We start from the raw sequence: 17,482 nt of genomic DNA on the forward strand, positions 1-17,482 counted from the left end.
AAGTTAAATTTGCTGTATGAAAAAATATTCTTCTAAGAGGAGTATCCAAATACTCGCACATCTTCTTCAGCAGTACGGAATTGAAGACATTGTCATTTCACCGGGATCAAGGAATGCCCCTTTGGCGATTCATTTTTCAGAGGTTGATCGTTTCAACTGTTTTAGTATTGTAGATGAAAGAAGTGCTGCTTTCGTAGCGATGGGAATGGCAAAAAGTGAGAAAAAACCTGTTGCAATTACTTGTACAAGCGGATCAGCTGTGGTTAATTATTATCCGGCAGTTACGGAAGCGTTTTATCAGAATATTCCTCTTTTGATCCTGACAGCAGATAGACCTACAGACTTTGTTGATATTTTTGACGGGCAGACGATCAGGCAGAAGGAAGTTTTTCATCAACACTCTTATGGAGATTTCCAACTGCTGGAAGACAGCAAAGAGCACGCAGAAGAAATTAATTTTGAAACGATAAAGAAAGCGATCGAGCTTTGTTTTGAAAAGCAAGGACCGGTACATATCAATATCCCTCTGGAAGAGCCATTGTATGAATTGGTTTCCGAGCTTCCTACTTTCCCGACCGTTGAAAAAACAATCAGGCATAAAGAATATGAAATTCCTTCCAATCTGATTGCTGACTGGCATACATCTCAAAGGATTATGATATTAGTGGGAACAAGAGAATACAGTCCGGAGTTGGAAAATCAGCTGACACAGCTGGTTAAAAATCATTCTGTTATTGTTCTTAGTGAAGCTAATTCTAATCTGTATCACGAGAAGTTTTTCAGACATATAGACCGATATATTTTCAATTTTACAGAAGAAGATTATAAAACCTACGCTCCTGATCTGTTGATTACAGTGGGACAGAATGTGGTTTCCAAAAAAGTAAAACAATTTTTGAGAAATGCCCGTCCTAAACAACACTGGCATTTGGATGAGATCTGGCAACCGGATACCTATTATTCTTTAACAGAAAAGATTGAGGTGAGGCCGGAAGTTTTCTTCTCTAAATTATTGAAATATATTAATTTAGAGCCAAGACCTTACTACAACCTTTGGGATGTTTTAAGAGACAAAAAGGATGCGAAACATCAGCAATTTCTAAACACTGTTGAGTTTTCGGATTTCTATTTTTTCAATAAAGCGTCACAAACTGTTCCTGATAATTATAATATTCATTTTGCTAATTCTTCAGCCATCAGATATGCGCAGTTGTTTGATTTTGGTAAAAAGAGAATGTATTGCAATAGGGGGACAAGTGGAATTGACGGGTCAACATCCACCGCTATGGGGTTTGCGATCAAGAATGAAAACCCAACGTTGTTGATTACAGGAGATTTAAGCTTCTTTTATGATATCAATGGTCTTTGGAACCAATATATTCCCCCGTTTGTAAGGATTATGATTTTTAATAACGGAGAAGGAAATATATTTAAAATTATTCCGGGGCCAGGAAATGCCAACCCAAATACATTGGATGAGTTTATAGCAACAAAACATCGCAAAAATGCAGAACATCTGGCTAAGCATTTTGGGTTCTCCTATATTAAAGTGGAAGATGAGCTTACTTTAGACAGGGTATTGGAGAACTTCTTCAAACCGGATGCACAACCGAAAATCCTGGAAGTAAATACGTACGGAAAAAATAGCGCAGATGTTCAGAAGGCTTACTTTAACTTTATGAAAGAAAATTAAAGATCCAGATATTCTTCATTCCCCGGCAGATTGATAATTCTGTCAATCGGATAGATAAACATATCATCAAAATCGTTTAAGGCGTTGATGAGTTGAAAGTGGCTGAATTGCTTTATATTTTGTAGCGTAATTTCAGCCTCTTTTATTTTTTTGTTCTTTAAAAGATGCTGCCTTTGTACTCCATTCAGCAGATAAGTGGTGGGAGTGAACCAATCCTTACCTTTTAAAAATAGAAGATTGGAAAAAGAGGTATCTGTAATATGATTATTTCTGACAATGATAATTTCCTCTGCTTTAGATTTCATTTTCATTTTATCAAGTTCTTTCCGGTCCTCAAACTTGAAAGAATAGTCATAGCTGTTATTTTCTACCAGCTGGAAGTCTTGTATTTCAGGAATAGCATAAGGAATCATTTGAGTCCGGATTTTTTTGTCCAGATCATAAGCGATTCTTAATTTGAAAAGCCCGTCTTCATCATGTTGCAGGTTTTTATAGATTTTGGCCAGATCAATAGAGTCTTCTTTCCCGAAGTGAGAGAATGTTTGATTGACACGTTTCTGATGTAGTTCCAATAGATAAATCTTCTGATCTTCTACTTTAATGCTTTCAATGAATTGGGACATAGATTTTGTTTTTCATTTCCTGATATTCGTCTTCTAATTTACTCATGTGGGTAATACCACCTCCGCTTTTGAAATAGAGCTTATTTCCTTCCTTTTCAATAAATCGTATCATCACACAGCTGTCAACATTTTGGCCGTCGAACCAGCCGCATACTCCTGTGTAGTATCCTCTTTCGTAGCCTTCTGCTTCCAGAATTATTTCCAGAGTTTTAGGCTTCGGAGCTCCTAAAATTGAGCCCGCAGGGAGCAGTTTCTTCATAATGCTTCCTATTTTTCCGTCAAATTCCGGCTTTACTATCCCTGAAATTTCAGAACTCATGGCATAAAGATCCTTTTGTTGAGTTTTGATCAGATCAATATGCTGGAACTGATCAACTTTTACTCCATCAGCAACCATACTCAGATCATTCCGAAGAAGATCTACGACAGTGTAATGCTCTGCTTTTTCTTTTTTATCGTTCTTCAAAATTTCCGCTGCATTTTCCAGAGAAGCATCAATTGTACCTTTCATAGGATAAGTGAAAATTTTACCATCAATAATCTTAATAAAAGTTTCAGGAGAAAAAAATACAAAAAAATCTTTATAAAAAACCTTGTATTTCGCATCTGAGTGATAAAAAATTTCTTTCAGACTTAAATTCGTCTCGATTTCAGTTTTCCTTGTATAATTTATCAGATAAGAATTTCCAAGGCGAATATTTTTTTGAACTTTATCAAAGCCGTTTTTAAAGCTTTCTATGCTTTCAGGATATGATTTCCATTCTATTTTTTTATCTAATTTGTATCTTTTTTTTGGGGTTGTAATGTCTTGAAAATCAATCATTAGTCCTGATTTTTCAATTTCATTTTCCTGATAAATTTCAACAGCTTCCGAAAGGAAGTCGATGACAAAGAAATAGGGAACTTTCTGAAGAGAAAGCTCATCCATCTGCATAAATTTTTGATGATTCACTGAAAACATTCGGCAAAAATACTTATTGATGTTTACTTTTGCATAAAATTTTTATGATGCAGAGTAAATATCCTCAGAAACCGGGACTTGATTTTATCTTGAAGCAGGCTTTTTTTTACTGGAATAAAACGTTGGTTTATCAGTTGATATTTTCAATGGTGTTTTTTGGAATTTTTCTTACTTCATTGTTTTTCTTTGGAGAAAGATTTGGAATTCTTGAGCAAAATCAGGCATTGGCAGACGCTCTTAAAGAGGGCGCCAAAGCCTATATGGAAAAAGTAGCCGAATTAAGTGCTACAGAAAATTACCAGATGTTTACTTTTGCCATTTGGGGAACCATGGCATTTCTATATCCTTTGAATCTCGGAATGTTCCAGATTTTCAGAAAGCTTGATCTTAAAGAAAAAATTGAGTTAGGAGATTTATTTGTAGGGTACAATGGACTCAACTTTTTTAAATATCTGGGATATTACATTTTCTGGTTCTTAATTTACAGATTTACCATTCCAACCCTATTTTTAGCCATAATATGGGTTTCAATGACTGTATTTGTAGCGCCACTGATGTTTTTTACAAACAAAAGAATTTTTGAGGCTATTTCCTTAAATCTGAAGGCATTAAGAATGTATTATGTTGAAATCTTCGTTTGTGTGATCGTTGCAGTCTTATTCAAATACCTTGGGTTTACATTATTTCTTGTGGGAGGATTGTTTACATTCCCTTTCTGGAATGCTATGATTTATTCATTATATAAAACTGTTTTTTCAGAGAAAGGTTAAATTTCACTCATGTTTAATATGTTTTTTTACTAAAAAAGCCTATTTTTGGTAAAATCATTAAATATTAAACTATGTCTGAATTTAACGAATTTGACCAGCAAGGTTCTGTTCCCAATAAAGATACAGGATCCATTATTTCGCATGCCTTTGAAATGTATAAAGGGGTTTTCGGCTATGGAATCGTGGCCATGATCATTTATTTGATAGGAGGAGTAATCATCCAGACGGTTACAGGTTTTAATTCCGCTTCAATGTTGGAAGAAATGAAATCTTCCGGTGGAGATTTCAATTACTGGAATGCGCCGGGGTTTTCTTTGTATATGGGAGCTTCCAGCCTTTTTGGCCTTTTACTGGCACCTTTGTATGTAGGATTGATTTACATGGTCAATAAATACAACACCAAAAACCCGATTGAGTTTTCTGATCTTTTTATCGGATATCGTCAGAATTTTGTCAATATTCTGATTTACAGCTTCCTTTCCGGTCTTATTTCTACAGTTGCAGCAGCATTGTGTTTTTTCCCGGTTATTTTTGTGTATCCTTTCTTGTTAATAGGATATCCTATTTTATTGTTTGAAAACGCTTCGGCTACAGAAGCTTTAAGCAAATCATTCAACATAGCAAAAGAGAACTATGGGGTGTTCTTATTAACCGGTTTCCTTGGAGCCTTAATCTCCTTAGCAGGTGTTATTCTTTGCGGAATAGGAATTATTTTAACAGCACCATTTATGATGGTTGTAATGTATTCTACCTACTGTGCTTTCTTGGGAAAACCAAGACAAATCGCATACAACAAACAATAAAAAGTAAATAATGGACAAGGAAAAACAGATCAGTAGCGTAGCCATTAAACAGATATCATTGCTGGCCATTATTTTGGTGCTGGCAGGATTGATCTGTTTTAACCTTGCATTGTTTATTCCCTCGGTTTTAGGGGCAATAACGATTTATGTCGTTTGCAGGAAATATAATTTTTATCTGCAGGAGGAGAGAAAATGGAAACCCTCGCTGGCTGCATTTGCATTAATGTTTGCGAGTCTTATTGTTCTTATTCTACCCATTTATTTTATTGCTGATCTGCTCATTGATAAGCTTGGGAATGCACAGGCCTATATGACAAAATTCAATGTGTTTCTGGATAAAATTCATTCTTACATTTACACAAAGATCGGGTTTGATATTTTGAGTCAGGAAAATATGAATAAATTGAAGAATTCGGTAGGGAAAATTTCAACTTCAGCACTTAGTGGTACATTTAATACCCTTACTGTAGTTATGTCGATGTATTTCATTTTATATTTCATGCTTGAAAAACCAAGATTATTTGAAAAAATTCTTACGTCTTCTGCGCCTTTAAAAAGAGCGAATGTCTCTTTAATCGGAGAGAAAATGAGAAAGCTGATCATGGCCAATGCTATAGGAATTCCTGTAGTGGCGATAGGGCAGGGTATTGTATCTCTGATAGGGTATCTTATTTTCGGGGCTCCGGGGCCTGTATTGCTTTTTGCGCTTACAGCAGCATCTTCTGTTATTCCCGTGGTAGGAACGGCAATCGTATATGTTCCCGTATGTATTTTTATGATAGCGGAAGGAAATACCGCACAGGGATTAGGTCTGGCAATTTATTGTGTCGTAGTTGTTGGGCTTACCGATAATTTGCTTCGCTTTACTTTGTTAAAAAAACTTGAAAATATACACCCGCTGAATACCGTATTTGGGATTATCATGGGAATGAACCTATTTGGTTTTATGGGGCTTATATTTGGGCCTATCCTGATCTCACTTACCTTACTTCTTATTCAGGTGTACCGAAATGAATTTTCGGACGAGAAAGCACCTCCGGATCTGGAATTACCGAATCGGAACGATCTAGAAAATAAACTGACTTAATTACATAAAAAAGTGGAAGGACTCAACCCTGAAATACTCAAAGAAATTTGTATTCTTAAGATGCCTTTTGGCAAATATGAAGGTACCGTGCTTGCCGATTTACCTGTAAGCTACCTGGAATGGTTCAATCGAAATGGTATGCCCAAAGGAAAGCTCGGAATGCAGCTTGCTACGATCTACGAAATAAAAATAAACGGCCTGATGGAGCTTTTGATTCCTATCAGAGCATCTCTTAGATAATTCAACAGGGAAAATCTATAAAAACAGGTGGTTTGATTTTAACCGATTGATAAAATTATACCCATTTCCATCTTAAAAAGTTTCGGCGGCATCTCTGATGCCGCCGAAACTTTTAATCACTAGTGATTAATCTTTTAAGGCTGCAATCTCATCTCTAAGCTTAGCCGCTTTTATAAAGTCAAGATTTTTGGCTGCGGCCTCCATTTCTTTTTGTTTCTGTTCAATTATTTTTTCGACATCTTCACTGGCATATGAAGCCTTAACTTCGGCAACCTTTTGAAGAATTTCTTTCTGAGTGTATCTTTCATCAGGGAAGTCTTTACTTCTTCCTACGAGATTTTCAGATATCTTTTTGTTGAGTGCTGTGGGTACCATGTTATTATCTTCATTGTACTTCATCTGTTTTGCACGGCGGTATTCCGTTTCATCCAGTGTGGCCTGCATGGATTTGGTGATCTTGTCTGCGTACATGATCGCTTTTCCGTTGATGTTTCTTGCAGCACGTCCTACAGTCTGAATCATGGATCTCCTGCTTCTCAGCATTCCTTCTTTATCAGCATCCAGAATAGCAACCAACGAAACTTCAGGTAAATCCAACCCTTCTCTCAATAAGTTAACCCCAATCAAAACATCAAAGAGCCCCAAACGTAAATCCTGCATGATTTGTATACGTTCTAGAGTTTCAACATCTGAGTGAATATATCTTGTTCTGATTCCGAATTTTGTAAAATATTTTGTCAATTCCTCAGCCATTTTTTTTGTCAGAGTTGTGACCAAAACTCTTTCGTCGGCATCAGATCTTTTTTGGATCTCTTCCATTAAATCATCAATCTGATTCAAGCTTGGTCTTACCTCAATAACCGGGTCAAGCAGTCCTGTTGGACGGATAATCTGCTCTATATAAGCTCCTCCTGTTTTTTCCAGCTCATAATCTGCAGGCGTTGCGGAAACATAGATAACCTGATTTTGCACCCCCTCAAACTCTTCAAATTTCAAAGGTCTGTTGTCCATGGCTGCAGGAAGTCTGAAACCATATTCCACTAATGCTTCTTTTCTGCTTCGGTCACCACCGTACATTGCATGAACCTGAGGTACTGTCACGTGGCTTTCATCAATAACCATTAAAAAATCTTTCGGGAAATAATCAATCAGGCAGAAAGGTCTTGTCCCCGGAAGCCTGCCATCAAGATATCTTGAATAGTTCTCAATCCCTGAGCAATATCCCAATTCCTTGATCATCTCAAGATCCAGCTCTGTTCTCTCCTGCAGTCTTTTAGCTTCCAAAGGTTTTCCGATGGAACTGAAAAAATCAACTTGCTTCACCATATCATCCTGGATATTCTTAATAGCCCCGTTTAATGTTTCTTTTGAAGTAACGAAAAGGTTGGCAGGATAAATCTGGATTTGGTCAAAATTGGAATCTACATTTCCGGTAACAGGATCAAAGCTTTGGATCTTCTCGATCTCATCCCCAAAAAACTGAATCCTGATTGCATTATCTGCATAAGCGGGGAAAACATCAATGACATCTCCTTTTACACGGAATGTTCCTCTCTGAAATTCATTTAAAGTTCTTGCATATAATGCATTAACTAGAGAATGGAGCAAAGCTGTTCTTGTTACTTTTTCACCAATAGCAATAGATATTAATGACTTGTGAAACTCTACTGGATTCCCAATACCATAGATGCAAGACACAGAGGCTACAATTAAAACATCCCTTCTTCCCGAAAGAAGACTGGCCGTTGCGGAAAGACGTAGCTTTTCAACTTCTTCATTGATGCTCAGGTCTTTTTCAATATAGGTTCCGGTTGTTGCAATATATGCTTCCGGTTGGTAATAATCATAGTAGCTGACAAAGTATTCTACAGCGTTTTCAGGGAAGAATTCTTTAAACTCCATAAAAAGCTGTGCCGCTAAAGTTTTGTTGTGGGCTAAAACCAAAGTTGGTCGCTGTACATTTTGTACAACATTAGCCACAGTAAATGTTTTTCCGGAACCTGTGACCCCAAGAAGGGTCTGATACTTTTCACCAATCTCTATACCCTCGGTTAGTTTTTCGATAGCTAGAGGTTGGTCTCCGGTAGGTTTATATTCTGATTGAAGCTTAAAATTCATAGAAAGGAATGTATACAACAAAAATACGAAAGATATTATTAGGCTTGATAAAGTTTTGAAGCTGAATCTTTTGATAATAAAATTTTAACTGTTTTTTTGAATGATCTATTCCTTTTTTAATAGGATTAAGAAGTGAAATTTGATGATTCTAAAAAATAAAAAAAGCGCTAAATCAGCGCTTTTTCTTCTCCTATTGACCAAAGGACATTGTTGCAGGCAGCTTTAATACGGCGGCAATGGCTTTGCCGTTTTCTGTTGCAGGCTTCCATGTTGTCTCCTCGCTTATTGCGGTAACTGTTTTAAGAAATTCTTTGTTAAAAGCTTCATTATCTCCTGATATTTTGATATCAGTTGTTTTTCCTGTTGCATCAATATGAATATAAGCCACAGATTTTAAGGTTCCTTTTTGCGGAGTAAGAACAGTGGTATCCATATTTTTCCCGATTTTTTCTCTTAAAACCCTTGTCCCACCGGGGAATTCCGGTTGCGTACGATTTTGATTAACCTCTGAATTTGTAGAAACATTTGTGTTGTTACCTTCGTTGTTTTCTTTTTGTGCCTTTGGAGCGATTGTATCTTGAGTGGTTTTTAGTTTTTCCTTTTTAAATTCAGGTAAGGTAGCAGGGACCTCTTTTGATGCCTCTGGTTGAACTGTATTTGTGATAGGGCTTGCCGGAGATATTTCCTGTTGTATGGTTGAAACCTCCGGAAGCTTACTGTCTGCATGGCCTGTGACCGTTCTGATCGTCTCATTAGCATACGATTTTTCGGAAAATAAGGCAACGGATGTAATCATAGCAGTTATTCCAACTGTCTTTTTTAATAGGTCGAATTTTGTTTTTTTGGTGTTCATCATAATAAAACGTTTTTTGGTGTTGATAAAATTAAAAGAATGGGTTAAGGGTAGATTTTGTCTGTTGATGATTTCATCAAGTATTAAATTCTGATATTCCTTGATATTGAATTTGCCGTTTAAAACTGCTTCATCTGCTAAAAACTCATGGTTTGTAATAACTGCTTTTTTAAAGAAAAATAAAGCAGGATTAATCCAGGTAAAGATTTTTAAAAGGTCAATGAGCATAATGTCTATACTGTGTTTCTGGTCAATATGGTTTTTCTCATGGAGAAAAATCCTGGGATCAATGAAGTTATTTTTAATATATTTTTTCCCCATATACACTGTATTCCAGAAACTAAAAGGAGGTAAATCTTCTTTTGTCAATATGACATTACAATTTTGATATGTAATTTTTTCCCCCTGAATTTTTTTTATGGCAAAAATTGCCAGCGTACTTTTAATCAGAAGAAAAATACTGATACTACCGTAGATGGCCCAAAGAACATTCATCCAATTAAATTCTGCCGGTCCGGTCTGGATTGAGGCAATCTGCTGTGTTGTCGCTTCGATGATCAATTGTGGCTTTGTCGCTTTTTCCTGAGAAGGTAATGTGATCGTAATAAATGGTATCACATAGGACAAAATCAATGAGCCTAGCAAATAGAACCGATTGAATTTGTACATTTTCTCTTTTTCAAGAAAAAGATAGTATACTGCAATGAAAATTGAAGAACATAAAATTATTTTTAAAATAATAAATAGCATGTTATTCTTTTATTTGTTCATCAATCATATCACGGAGTTCTTTCAACTGTTTCTGGCTGAGTTTTGCATTCGAAGTAAAAAATGAGGCAAACTGAGTGACGGAACTGTTAAAAAAACGATCAATCATGGAAGTCATTTCTTCCTTGAAATATTCCCCTTTCTCTACTTTCGGAAAATATTCGCGGGAATTTCCATATAGTTTATAACCTACCAGTTCTTTATTCTGCATTCTTTTGAGTAAAGTTGCTATTGTTGTAACGGCAGGTTTGGGCTCAGGGTAAGCATCCAGTATATCCTTCATGAAAATATTTTTCTTTTCCCAGAGGATATCCATTAATACTTTTTCGGAATCTGTTAGTTTAATCTCTTTCATTCTACAATGCTGTAATTTGTTCTACAAATGTAGAATAAAAAATTAAATTCACAAATTTTATGGCATTATTTTTCCATTCATTTTTAGCCATCAAATCATAATGCTATGAAAATCAATAAATTTTATGTCCCAATCCTGAGCGTTTTTCTCATATTATCTTCCTGTGAAAAGAATCATGTAAGTGCTCAACAGACCGGAAATGACGGAAGTGTTGAAACGGAAAGACCCAACTCCGAATACCAACCTGCTTTCAAAGGGCAGACAAGAATTAAAGCAGTACATACAACCACTGCCTATAGCGTAGATATTTTAAATAAAGACCTGGGAAGGCCCTGGGGAATCATCAACTTACCGGACGGAAGATTTCTCATCACGGATAAAAGAGGTTGGATGAATGTGGTTTCAAAAGACGGAAAACAAATTTCAAAAATAGAAGGGTTTCCTAAAGTAGATTCTAAAGGACAGGGAGGAATGCTGGATGTAGCACTTGATCCTGATTTTAAAAACAATACTATTGTCTATTTCAGCTTTTCAGAACCCTTTGGAAAAGGAAATCTGACTTCAGTGGCAAAAGGTCAACTCTCTACAGATTTAAAAAGTATATCTGATGTAAAAGTTATTTTTCGTGCAGAACCTTCCTATGATGGAGATAAACATTACGGAAGCCGGTTGGCTTTTGACAAAGACGGGAATTTATTTGTCAGCACAGGAGAGCGTTCTGATAAAGTGACCAGAGTCTACGCCCAAAAAACAGACAATTATCTGGGAAAGATCTTAAAAATTACAAAAGACGGATTACCTGCTCCCGGTAACCCGTTTATAGGAAAACCGGGTTACAAACCTGAAATCTATGCCTTTGGTATAAGAAATCCTCAAGGTCTGGCTATAGACCCGAATGGAAAACTTTGGGACGTAGAAATGGGACCGCGTGGGGGAGATGAAATTAACCTGATTGAGCCCGGAAAAAATTACGGTTGGGGAGATGTTACCTATGGGATTGAGTATTCCGGAGATAAAGTAGGACAAGGAATTACGCAAAGAGAAGGTACGGTACAACCTGTCTACTATTGGGATCCGGTGATTTCACCCAGCGGAATTACCTTCTATACAGGAAATATTGATGAATGGAAAGGAAACCTGATCATTGGATGCTTAAGTGGTGAACATATAGACAGAATCGTGATGAAAGATAACAAAGTAGTAGGTGAAGAGCGTCTCCTTACAGATCAGAAAGAGCGTTTCAGAGATGTGTTGAATGGTGCAGACGGTAATCTCTATGCAGTCACGGACAGCGGTAAATTATATAAAATTTCAAAAAAATAATAAACAAAATCCTCCCAGGAACTCTTAGGAGGATTTTTATACAGTTTGTTTTCGTTCTGTTAAAACTTAAAATTAAGTCGGGCAAAAACCTGTCTTCCGGCAAATCCCATTTGCACAGGATCAAAAATTCCTCCGGCTTCAGTATTTCCGCTTGTTACATGAGCAGATTGTAATGTAGGATATCTGTTAAATACATTTTTGCTTCCTAAAGTCAGATTGATGCTGTGAGAGAATTCATAACCGAACGATAAATCAGTGGTTACTTTAGGGTTGTATACCTGTTCCGAATCATCATAGCCGATTAGGGTTACCTTATCAAATCTTACCATCTGAAGATTAACATTGAATTTGCTGATTTTATAGTTGAGGTTTAAATTAACTTTTGTTTTCGGTGCAGAAGCAAGAATGAAAGCTCTTTCTCTGGGACTTAAATAAGTATCTTCTTTGCCTTTCAGTTGTTCAGAAGTATTCACCTGGGTAATCTCCATATCATTATAATTTCCGGCTAAAGTAGCTGTCAGCTTTCCTGGCCCCAGATTTTCACTGTAGCTTAATATGACATCAATACCTTTAGTTCTGGTATCTATAGCATTAGAAAAGAATTGAACCTGGTCTATAAAAGGATATTGTTGTTGAAGTTCTGTCGGAAGTTCTGCTCTGGGAAAATAACCGGTCAAAACGATTCTGTTTTTTACACTGATATAGTATCCATCCACGGTTGCCGTAAATTTTCCGGTATTGAATGTAAATCCTGCGCTTCCATTTACAGAAGTTTCCTGCTTAAGTTGATCAATTCCCAGTTTATTGGCCAGATCACTATCATTGGAAGCCAGTTGTATGGTGACCAACTGTCCACCCTGAAAGTTGGTAAACTGTTGGCTGTAGTATTTCTGTGCTAAAGAAGGAGCTCTAAAGCCTGTAGAAACGGATCCACGAAAAGCAAATTGTGGGGTGATGGCATAACGAGTGGCAAACTTACCATTTAATGTACTTCCAAAATCACTGTAATTCTCAAATCTTCCTGCTACACTGATCATCCATTTATCCGTTACATCAAGCTCGGTATCAAGATAGGCAGCAAAATTATTTCTGTTTTTACCTAAATCAATAGAATAGCCGGGAAATCCTTGTGAACCTCCTGGCCGGTAACGTACAGGACTGGAGCCAGGAACTGTTACCCATAAATTTTGAGGGGTATCTGCTGTAACTACATTTCCGTTGATATCATACATTGCGTAGGAAGCCTCTTCACCTTTTATAATGTCAAATTTTTCATATCTGAATTCAGATCCGAACGCTATATTAAGTCCCTTCAGAACTTTAAATTGTCTAACGGCGTTAAAACCTGTTGTGTTTTGTAAAAGAGAGTGTCCTCCTGCATTAAAGCTAGTGGGAGATTTTGCACCTAGAGTTGCATTAAGAGTTTGATCGATTTGATAAGTAAATCTGTTATTCCCAAATGCATTATAAAAGTCTATGTCCCAATTTGCGACATTGAATTTCAATCCATTATCAAACGTGAAATCCGTGATGCTTGTATCTTCAATAGGATTGAATCCATTTGGATAAATGGCAGGGATATTTTTGTCATCGTCCGCCGTTCTTGTCCATGCATAGGCTTTTGTATTTCTATGAGAAAACCCTTGACGGGAATAGAACTTCAAACCATCAGATAATGGCAATTCGATATTTCCAAAAAAGTATATATTTTGAGCTTTCGCATCTCCGAAGCGTTGTCTTGGAGCAGGCTGAGGGTCGTTATAAATGTCCGGATTTGCATTTCTTATGGCATAATCTTTATTGATAAATTCTGCAGTGAAATTTCCGAAACCACCTTTTGAGCCTATTTTTGTTCCTAAGTTTCCATTAAAATTGAAGGTGGTCCCATCAATTTTATGGTCTGAGACTACATCATTATTTCCCGGGCTCTTAAAGAGGTTCATTCCGTAAAAAGCATTCCCTTCAAAACCTTTATCGCGATCATTAAGAATGACATTGATAACCCCTGCTATAGCATCAGAACCATACTGTGCAGAAGCTCCGTCACGCAGAACTTCCACTCTTTTAATAGCCCCGATCGGAATGGTGTTCATATCATATCCTGTATTTCCTCTTCCTTTGGTCCCGAAAAGATTAATTAAAGAAGATTGATGATATCGTTTTCCATTGAGCAACAGCAATGTCTGATCCGGCCCAAGCCCCCTTAAAGTAGCAGGATCTACTGCATCAGCACCATCAGAGCCGGATTGCTTATTGGAATTAAAAGAAGGGGCAGAGAACTGCAATAATTGATTGACTTCTACCTGGCCTGTGGATTGGCTTACCTGTTTGATGTCGATAATATCAATGGGGACAGGAGTGTTGATGACAGTTCTTTTTTTATTCCGGCTTCCGGTAATGGCTACTTCATCGATCTTTGATTCTTTTGTAATCGTATCCTTTACCTGCTGGGCATAAGATAGTGAAGAAGCACCAAGAAAAATAATGCTGATGTATTTTAATTTCATATTGACGGTTTTGAATAGTGGTTAATTCAAAAATATCAATATTTATTTAAAATATCGTTATTGAAATTGTTTATTTGTTATGGAAATGTGATATTTTACTGGTATCATAGAAATAGAGGATAAAAATAACTTTTTATTGCTTTTTGATGAAAATTTTTAATGTTAAAAACTTGAGGTAATCCGATGAAGTCCTTCCTCGAGAATTTCCTGAGAAGTTGAAAAACAGATTCTAACGTGTCCTTCTGCTCCTTTTCCAAACCATCTTTCCGAGCCCGGCACAATCGCAACTTTTCCTTGTTGTAAGACATGTTTTGTAAACTCTTCACTGGACATTCCATTTTTAATTTTTGGAAATAAGACAAAAGTTGCCTCAGGGAGAGTAGCGGAAAGGACCTCAGAACAGTTTATGATGTTGAATGCAAGATCTCTGTTGTGCTGCAAGTGAGCGAGAAATTCTTTATACCAGGGTTTAGCCTTTTCAAGCGCTACACTTCCGGCAATCTGCGATAATGTGGAAACTCCTTCTATGGTTGAATTGAAATTCGATTTCTCGATAAAATCTTCCAGAATATCCGGATCATTGCACAATACGGATCCTATTCTCAATCCTGCGATACCAAATGATTTTGAAAAGCCATATACGGTAAAACTTTTTTTCTTTGCCTCCTCAGAAACGGATGAATAAGTATAGAATTCTTTCTGGTCATATATAATATCACTCCAGATTTCATCACTCATTACCCAAGTGTCGTGAGCTGAAGCAATTTCAGAGATCTTTTTCAAGGTTTCCTTAGAATATATTTTTCCCAGCGGGTTATGTGGATTGCATATACTGATCAGCTTGGTTTTTGGAGTGATCAGTGAAACCAGTTTTTCAAAGTCAATATCTCCGGTTTCTATATCAACGGGACATAGCCTTACTTTTCCACCGGCAGTTTCTACCGACCTCTTAAACAAAAAATCAACAGGGTCTAAAATAATGGCTTCATCTCCCGGATTTAGAACATAAGTGGCAATCAGATACATTCCCTGTGCAGCACTATTGACTGCCAGCACGTTTTCGGGAGAAAAAGTTCCATGTTTTTCTTTGTTGAAATGATCTGCAACACTTTTCTTAAACTCGGGAAGACCGGAGAAAGGACCGTAGCTGAGGTAGCCATCCTTAATGTACTCAATAATCCCTTGTTCAATTTCCGGTGCTGTTCTGAAGTCAGGATCAGCGGCTGTCAAAGGAATGATTCCTTCTTCCAGAGTTGCCCATCTTCCGTTATAGGCTTTTCTCTTTAGGGCTTCAAAGTTGATATCGTTATTACTAAACATATTTTATTTATAAGATATGGGTAAAATATTTTCTATTTGTTGACTGATAGGAAGTAGAAACTGAGTTAGTAGTGTCCTTCCATTTTGAATATGGGTCTCAATTTCTGGCTTTCTTTCCATTTCATATTTCCTGAAAGCTTCTTGTAGATTATCTTCTTCAACTAGGTATTTAGTTAATACAAAAGAATCTTTGAGGGCTGAGGTTACCCCCTGGCTGGTAAAAGGGATGAGGGGGTGAGCGGCATCTCCTATAAATACTAGATTTTGCTTATAAAAAGGATTAAGGTGCTCCAACTCATAGACCGACCATAAATGTACGTTTTCATAATTTGATTTTTTGATGATGGATGAAACCAACGGGTGCCAGTCACTGAAGACTTCCAACATATATTTTTTTAAATTGTCAGTAGAATATTCATTGATCCGATATTTTTTATTGTCAAATTGTGAATACCAAAGGATTGTTTCATGAGAAAGTTTTAGGATGCCAAAAGTAAGCCCCCCGTCTTCATGATGGAATTTCATGAAGTCGTTTTCAATACGGTCTGCTATCTCTTTGCTTGTAATAATATTAACCACTTCACTTTCCCTCACTGTTCTCATTTTTTCCTTTTGAAAAATTTCCTTTCTGATACGACTTCTGGAACCGTCAGCGATGATGGCAAGGTCGGCATCAATGTGCACTCCATTTTGTGAGATTAATTTTCCTTTAGTATCAAGGCTTAGTGTTTCTCCGTATGTTATTTTTTCAGTTGATATGTTTTGAGATAAAAGTTTGATAAGTGAAAGTCTGCAAATAGCGAAAACATGGTCCAAATCCTTTTCTCCAAGTATCTTTCCCTTATGAGAATACTGGATGTATTTTTTTAAAAAACTTCCATGTTTAAAAAGGAGTGAAGGATCAATGATCTGCGACAGATATTCAATTCCTTCGCGGGGGATAAGAAAACCATGCCCGGCCAAATCATCTTTCTGTCTTCTTTCGTAAATGTGATAGTCTAGGTTGTACTTTTCTAAGTAATTCGCCATGCTTAAGCCGGAAATACCGGCGCCTATGACAGCAATTTTGTTCATTTTCGGAATAAAAGGATTTTTTCAGGTTAGTGTTTGAAATATTTTTGAGTCTATGGGGTAAGCTTGTACAAAAATAAATTAAAAACATTCATTATTTTTAAAAAATAATTTATTTTCATTTTGAATTTAAAAAAAATGATATAGATTTTTATAATGATTTGTAATTCACATGGATTTCAGATTCTATAGTACTGCTTTTGATTAGAAAGACTATATAAAAGTCGATTGACTGTATTGAAATAAGACCGTTGCCGAAAAATATTATCTTATAGCAATAGGACTTAGATCCGGAATGGGTAAAGTAGTCTTACAAACGAAAAGTAATTGGTTGATTGTATGGAATGGACGATAAACTAAAATATATTGGTAGTGTCTTCAGCCGAATTAAATCCGGCTACTCCACCGCTCACAGCAAACTTCATTGCAGAAGCCGCGGTCATACCCACTACAGGTTTGATGTTTTTTTCTTCAGTAACAATTACCCATCCTGAAATTGCATAGGAGTGGGGGAGATATACTGCAACGTAATTATGTTTGTCAACGTCTGACATTTCCTTCTGCGTTAAAAAACCAATTCTCCATATTTCCGGATTTTCATTGGTTTTTACCCACACAGGATCGTTGAATTTTTTTTTATCTCCCACAAACGAAGACATAACGTCTTTGGTTGGGGTGTAAATATGTTTAACTCCGGGAGTTTTTTCCAATAGGCTGTCCATAGTGTCAAAGAAGAATCTTCCAACGACAAATTTATTTCCTAAATACCCTAGAATAGCTGTAAATAATATAATTGAAACAAAAACAAGCCCTGGAATCTGGTGAGCGAGAGCAGGGATAAGATTGTCAATAGCACTGACAATATACCAAATTACAAAAATTGTAAGCCCAATAGGTCCAATAATAAGCAAGCCCTGAAAAAAGTTTTTCAGAAACAGGTTGGCTATATTTTCAAAGCTTGATTTTTTCAATGGATATAATTTACCGTTT

Annotated in this window: 15 protein-coding genes; 6 read left to right on the forward strand and 9 right to left on the reverse strand. The window is 36.5% G+C overall.

Annotation, left to right across the window (positions count from 1 at the left end; genetic code table 11):
• The first annotated feature begins 16 nt into the window (after window positions 1–16).
• A complete protein-coding gene (gene menD, locus C1631_RS19010; protein ID WP_103246943.1) occupies window positions 17–1,693 on the forward strand; it encodes a 2-succinyl-5-enolpyruvyl-6-hydroxy-3-cyclohexene-1-carboxylic-acid synthase in 1,677 nt (558 codons plus the stop codon).
• Here the strand turns inward: menD and C1631_RS19015 are convergent.
• Both C1631_RS19015 and C1631_RS19020 read right to left on the reverse strand, forming a co-directional pair.
• Window positions 1,690–2,316: an aminotransferase class IV gene (locus C1631_RS19015; protein ID WP_103246944.1), complete on the reverse strand. Its 627-nt coding sequence runs from the start codon at window positions 2,314–2,316 to the stop codon at window positions 1,690–1,692. The two genes, menD and C1631_RS19015, sit on opposite strands and share 4 nt — an antisense overlap.
• Window positions 2,300–3,277: an aminodeoxychorismate synthase component I gene (locus C1631_RS19020; RefSeq protein ID WP_103246945.1), complete on the reverse strand. Its 978-nt coding sequence runs from the start codon at window positions 3,275–3,277 to the stop codon at window positions 2,300–2,302. Before C1631_RS19020 ends, C1631_RS19015 begins: the two co-directional genes overlap by 17 nt.
• A gap of 44 nt (window positions 3,278–3,321) precedes the next feature.
• Here C1631_RS19020 and C1631_RS19025 point away from each other — a divergent pair, with 44 nt between their 5' ends.
• The 4 genes from C1631_RS19025 to C1631_RS19040 all read left to right on the forward strand — a co-directional run bounded on the left by C1631_RS19025 (window position 3,322) and on the right by C1631_RS19040 (window position 6,177).
• Window positions 3,322–4,047, forward strand: coding sequence for a hypothetical protein (locus tag C1631_RS19025; RefSeq protein ID WP_103246946.1), 726 nt, complete (start codon window positions 3,322–3,324; stop codon window positions 4,045–4,047).
• Between the two features lie 71 nt (window positions 4,048–4,118).
• Entirely contained in the window at window positions 4,119–4,850 is a 732-nt protein-coding gene (locus C1631_RS19030; RefSeq protein ID WP_103246947.1) for a beta-carotene 15,15'-monooxygenase, read from the forward strand.
• 10 nt (window positions 4,851–4,860) lie between these two features.
• A complete protein-coding gene (locus C1631_RS19035) occupies window positions 4,861–5,937 on the forward strand; it encodes an AI-2E family transporter (protein WP_103246948.1) in 1,077 nt (358 codons plus the stop codon).
• Window positions 5,938–5,949: 12 nt separating this feature from the next.
• Window positions 5,950–6,177: a DUF3820 family protein gene (locus C1631_RS19040; RefSeq protein ID WP_103246949.1), complete on the forward strand. Its 228-nt coding sequence runs from the start codon at window positions 5,950–5,952 to the stop codon at window positions 6,175–6,177.
• 126 nt (window positions 6,178–6,303) lie between these two features.
• Here C1631_RS19040 and uvrB read toward each other — a convergent pair whose 3' ends face one another.
• From uvrB to C1631_RS19055, 3 genes are all read right to left on the reverse strand, one after another.
• A complete protein-coding gene (gene uvrB, locus C1631_RS19045) occupies window positions 6,304–8,295 on the reverse strand; it encodes an excinuclease ABC subunit UvrB (RefSeq protein WP_109713734.1) in 1,992 nt (663 codons plus the stop codon).
• 190 nt (window positions 8,296–8,485) lie between these two features.
• Window positions 8,486–9,817, reverse strand: coding sequence for a M56 family metallopeptidase (locus C1631_RS19050; RefSeq protein ID WP_165828339.1), 1,332 nt, complete (start codon window positions 9,815–9,817; stop codon window positions 8,486–8,488).
• An 82-nt stretch (window positions 9,818–9,899) separates the two neighbouring features.
• Entirely contained in the window at window positions 9,900–10,271 is a 372-nt protein-coding gene (locus tag C1631_RS19055; protein WP_103246952.1) for a BlaI/MecI/CopY family transcriptional regulator, read from the reverse strand.
• Window positions 10,272–10,376: 105 nt separating this feature from the next.
• Between C1631_RS19055 and C1631_RS19060 the strand changes: the two genes are divergently transcribed.
• On the forward strand, window positions 10,377–11,594 hold the full coding sequence (locus C1631_RS19060) for a PQQ-dependent sugar dehydrogenase (RefSeq protein WP_109713738.1): 1,218 nt from the start codon (window positions 10,377–10,379) through the stop codon (window positions 11,592–11,594).
• Between the two features lie 59 nt (window positions 11,595–11,653).
• Here C1631_RS19060 and C1631_RS19065 read toward each other — a convergent pair whose 3' ends face one another.
• The 4 genes from C1631_RS19065 to C1631_RS19080 all read right to left on the reverse strand — a co-directional run bounded on the left by C1631_RS19065 (window position 11,654) and on the right by C1631_RS19080 (window position 17,463).
• A complete protein-coding gene (locus C1631_RS19065; RefSeq protein WP_109713740.1) occupies window positions 11,654–14,101 on the reverse strand; it encodes a TonB-dependent receptor plug domain-containing protein in 2,448 nt (815 codons plus the stop codon).
• 162 nt (window positions 14,102–14,263) lie between these two features.
• Entirely contained in the window at window positions 14,264–15,421 is a 1,158-nt protein-coding gene (locus C1631_RS19070) for a pyridoxal phosphate-dependent aminotransferase (protein WP_103246955.1), read from the reverse strand.
• 3 nt (window positions 15,422–15,424) lie between these two features.
• The gene (locus C1631_RS19075; RefSeq protein WP_103246956.1) at window positions 15,425–16,495 is read right to left on the reverse strand and encodes an FAD-dependent monooxygenase; all 1,071 of its coding nucleotides are present in this window, start codon (window positions 16,493–16,495) and stop codon (window positions 15,425–15,427) included.
• A 353-nt stretch (window positions 16,496–16,848) separates the two neighbouring features.
• Window positions 16,849–17,463: a DUF502 domain-containing protein gene (locus tag C1631_RS19080; RefSeq protein ID WP_103246957.1), complete on the reverse strand. Its 615-nt coding sequence runs from the start codon at window positions 17,461–17,463 to the stop codon at window positions 16,849–16,851.
• Window positions 17,464–17,482 lie beyond the last annotated feature (19 nt).

Origin of the sequence: Chryseobacterium phosphatilyticum (assembly GCF_002899825.2) — a bacterium.
GTDB classification, from domain to species: domain Bacteria; phylum Bacteroidota; class Bacteroidia; order Flavobacteriales; family Weeksellaceae; genus Chryseobacterium; species Chryseobacterium phosphatilyticum.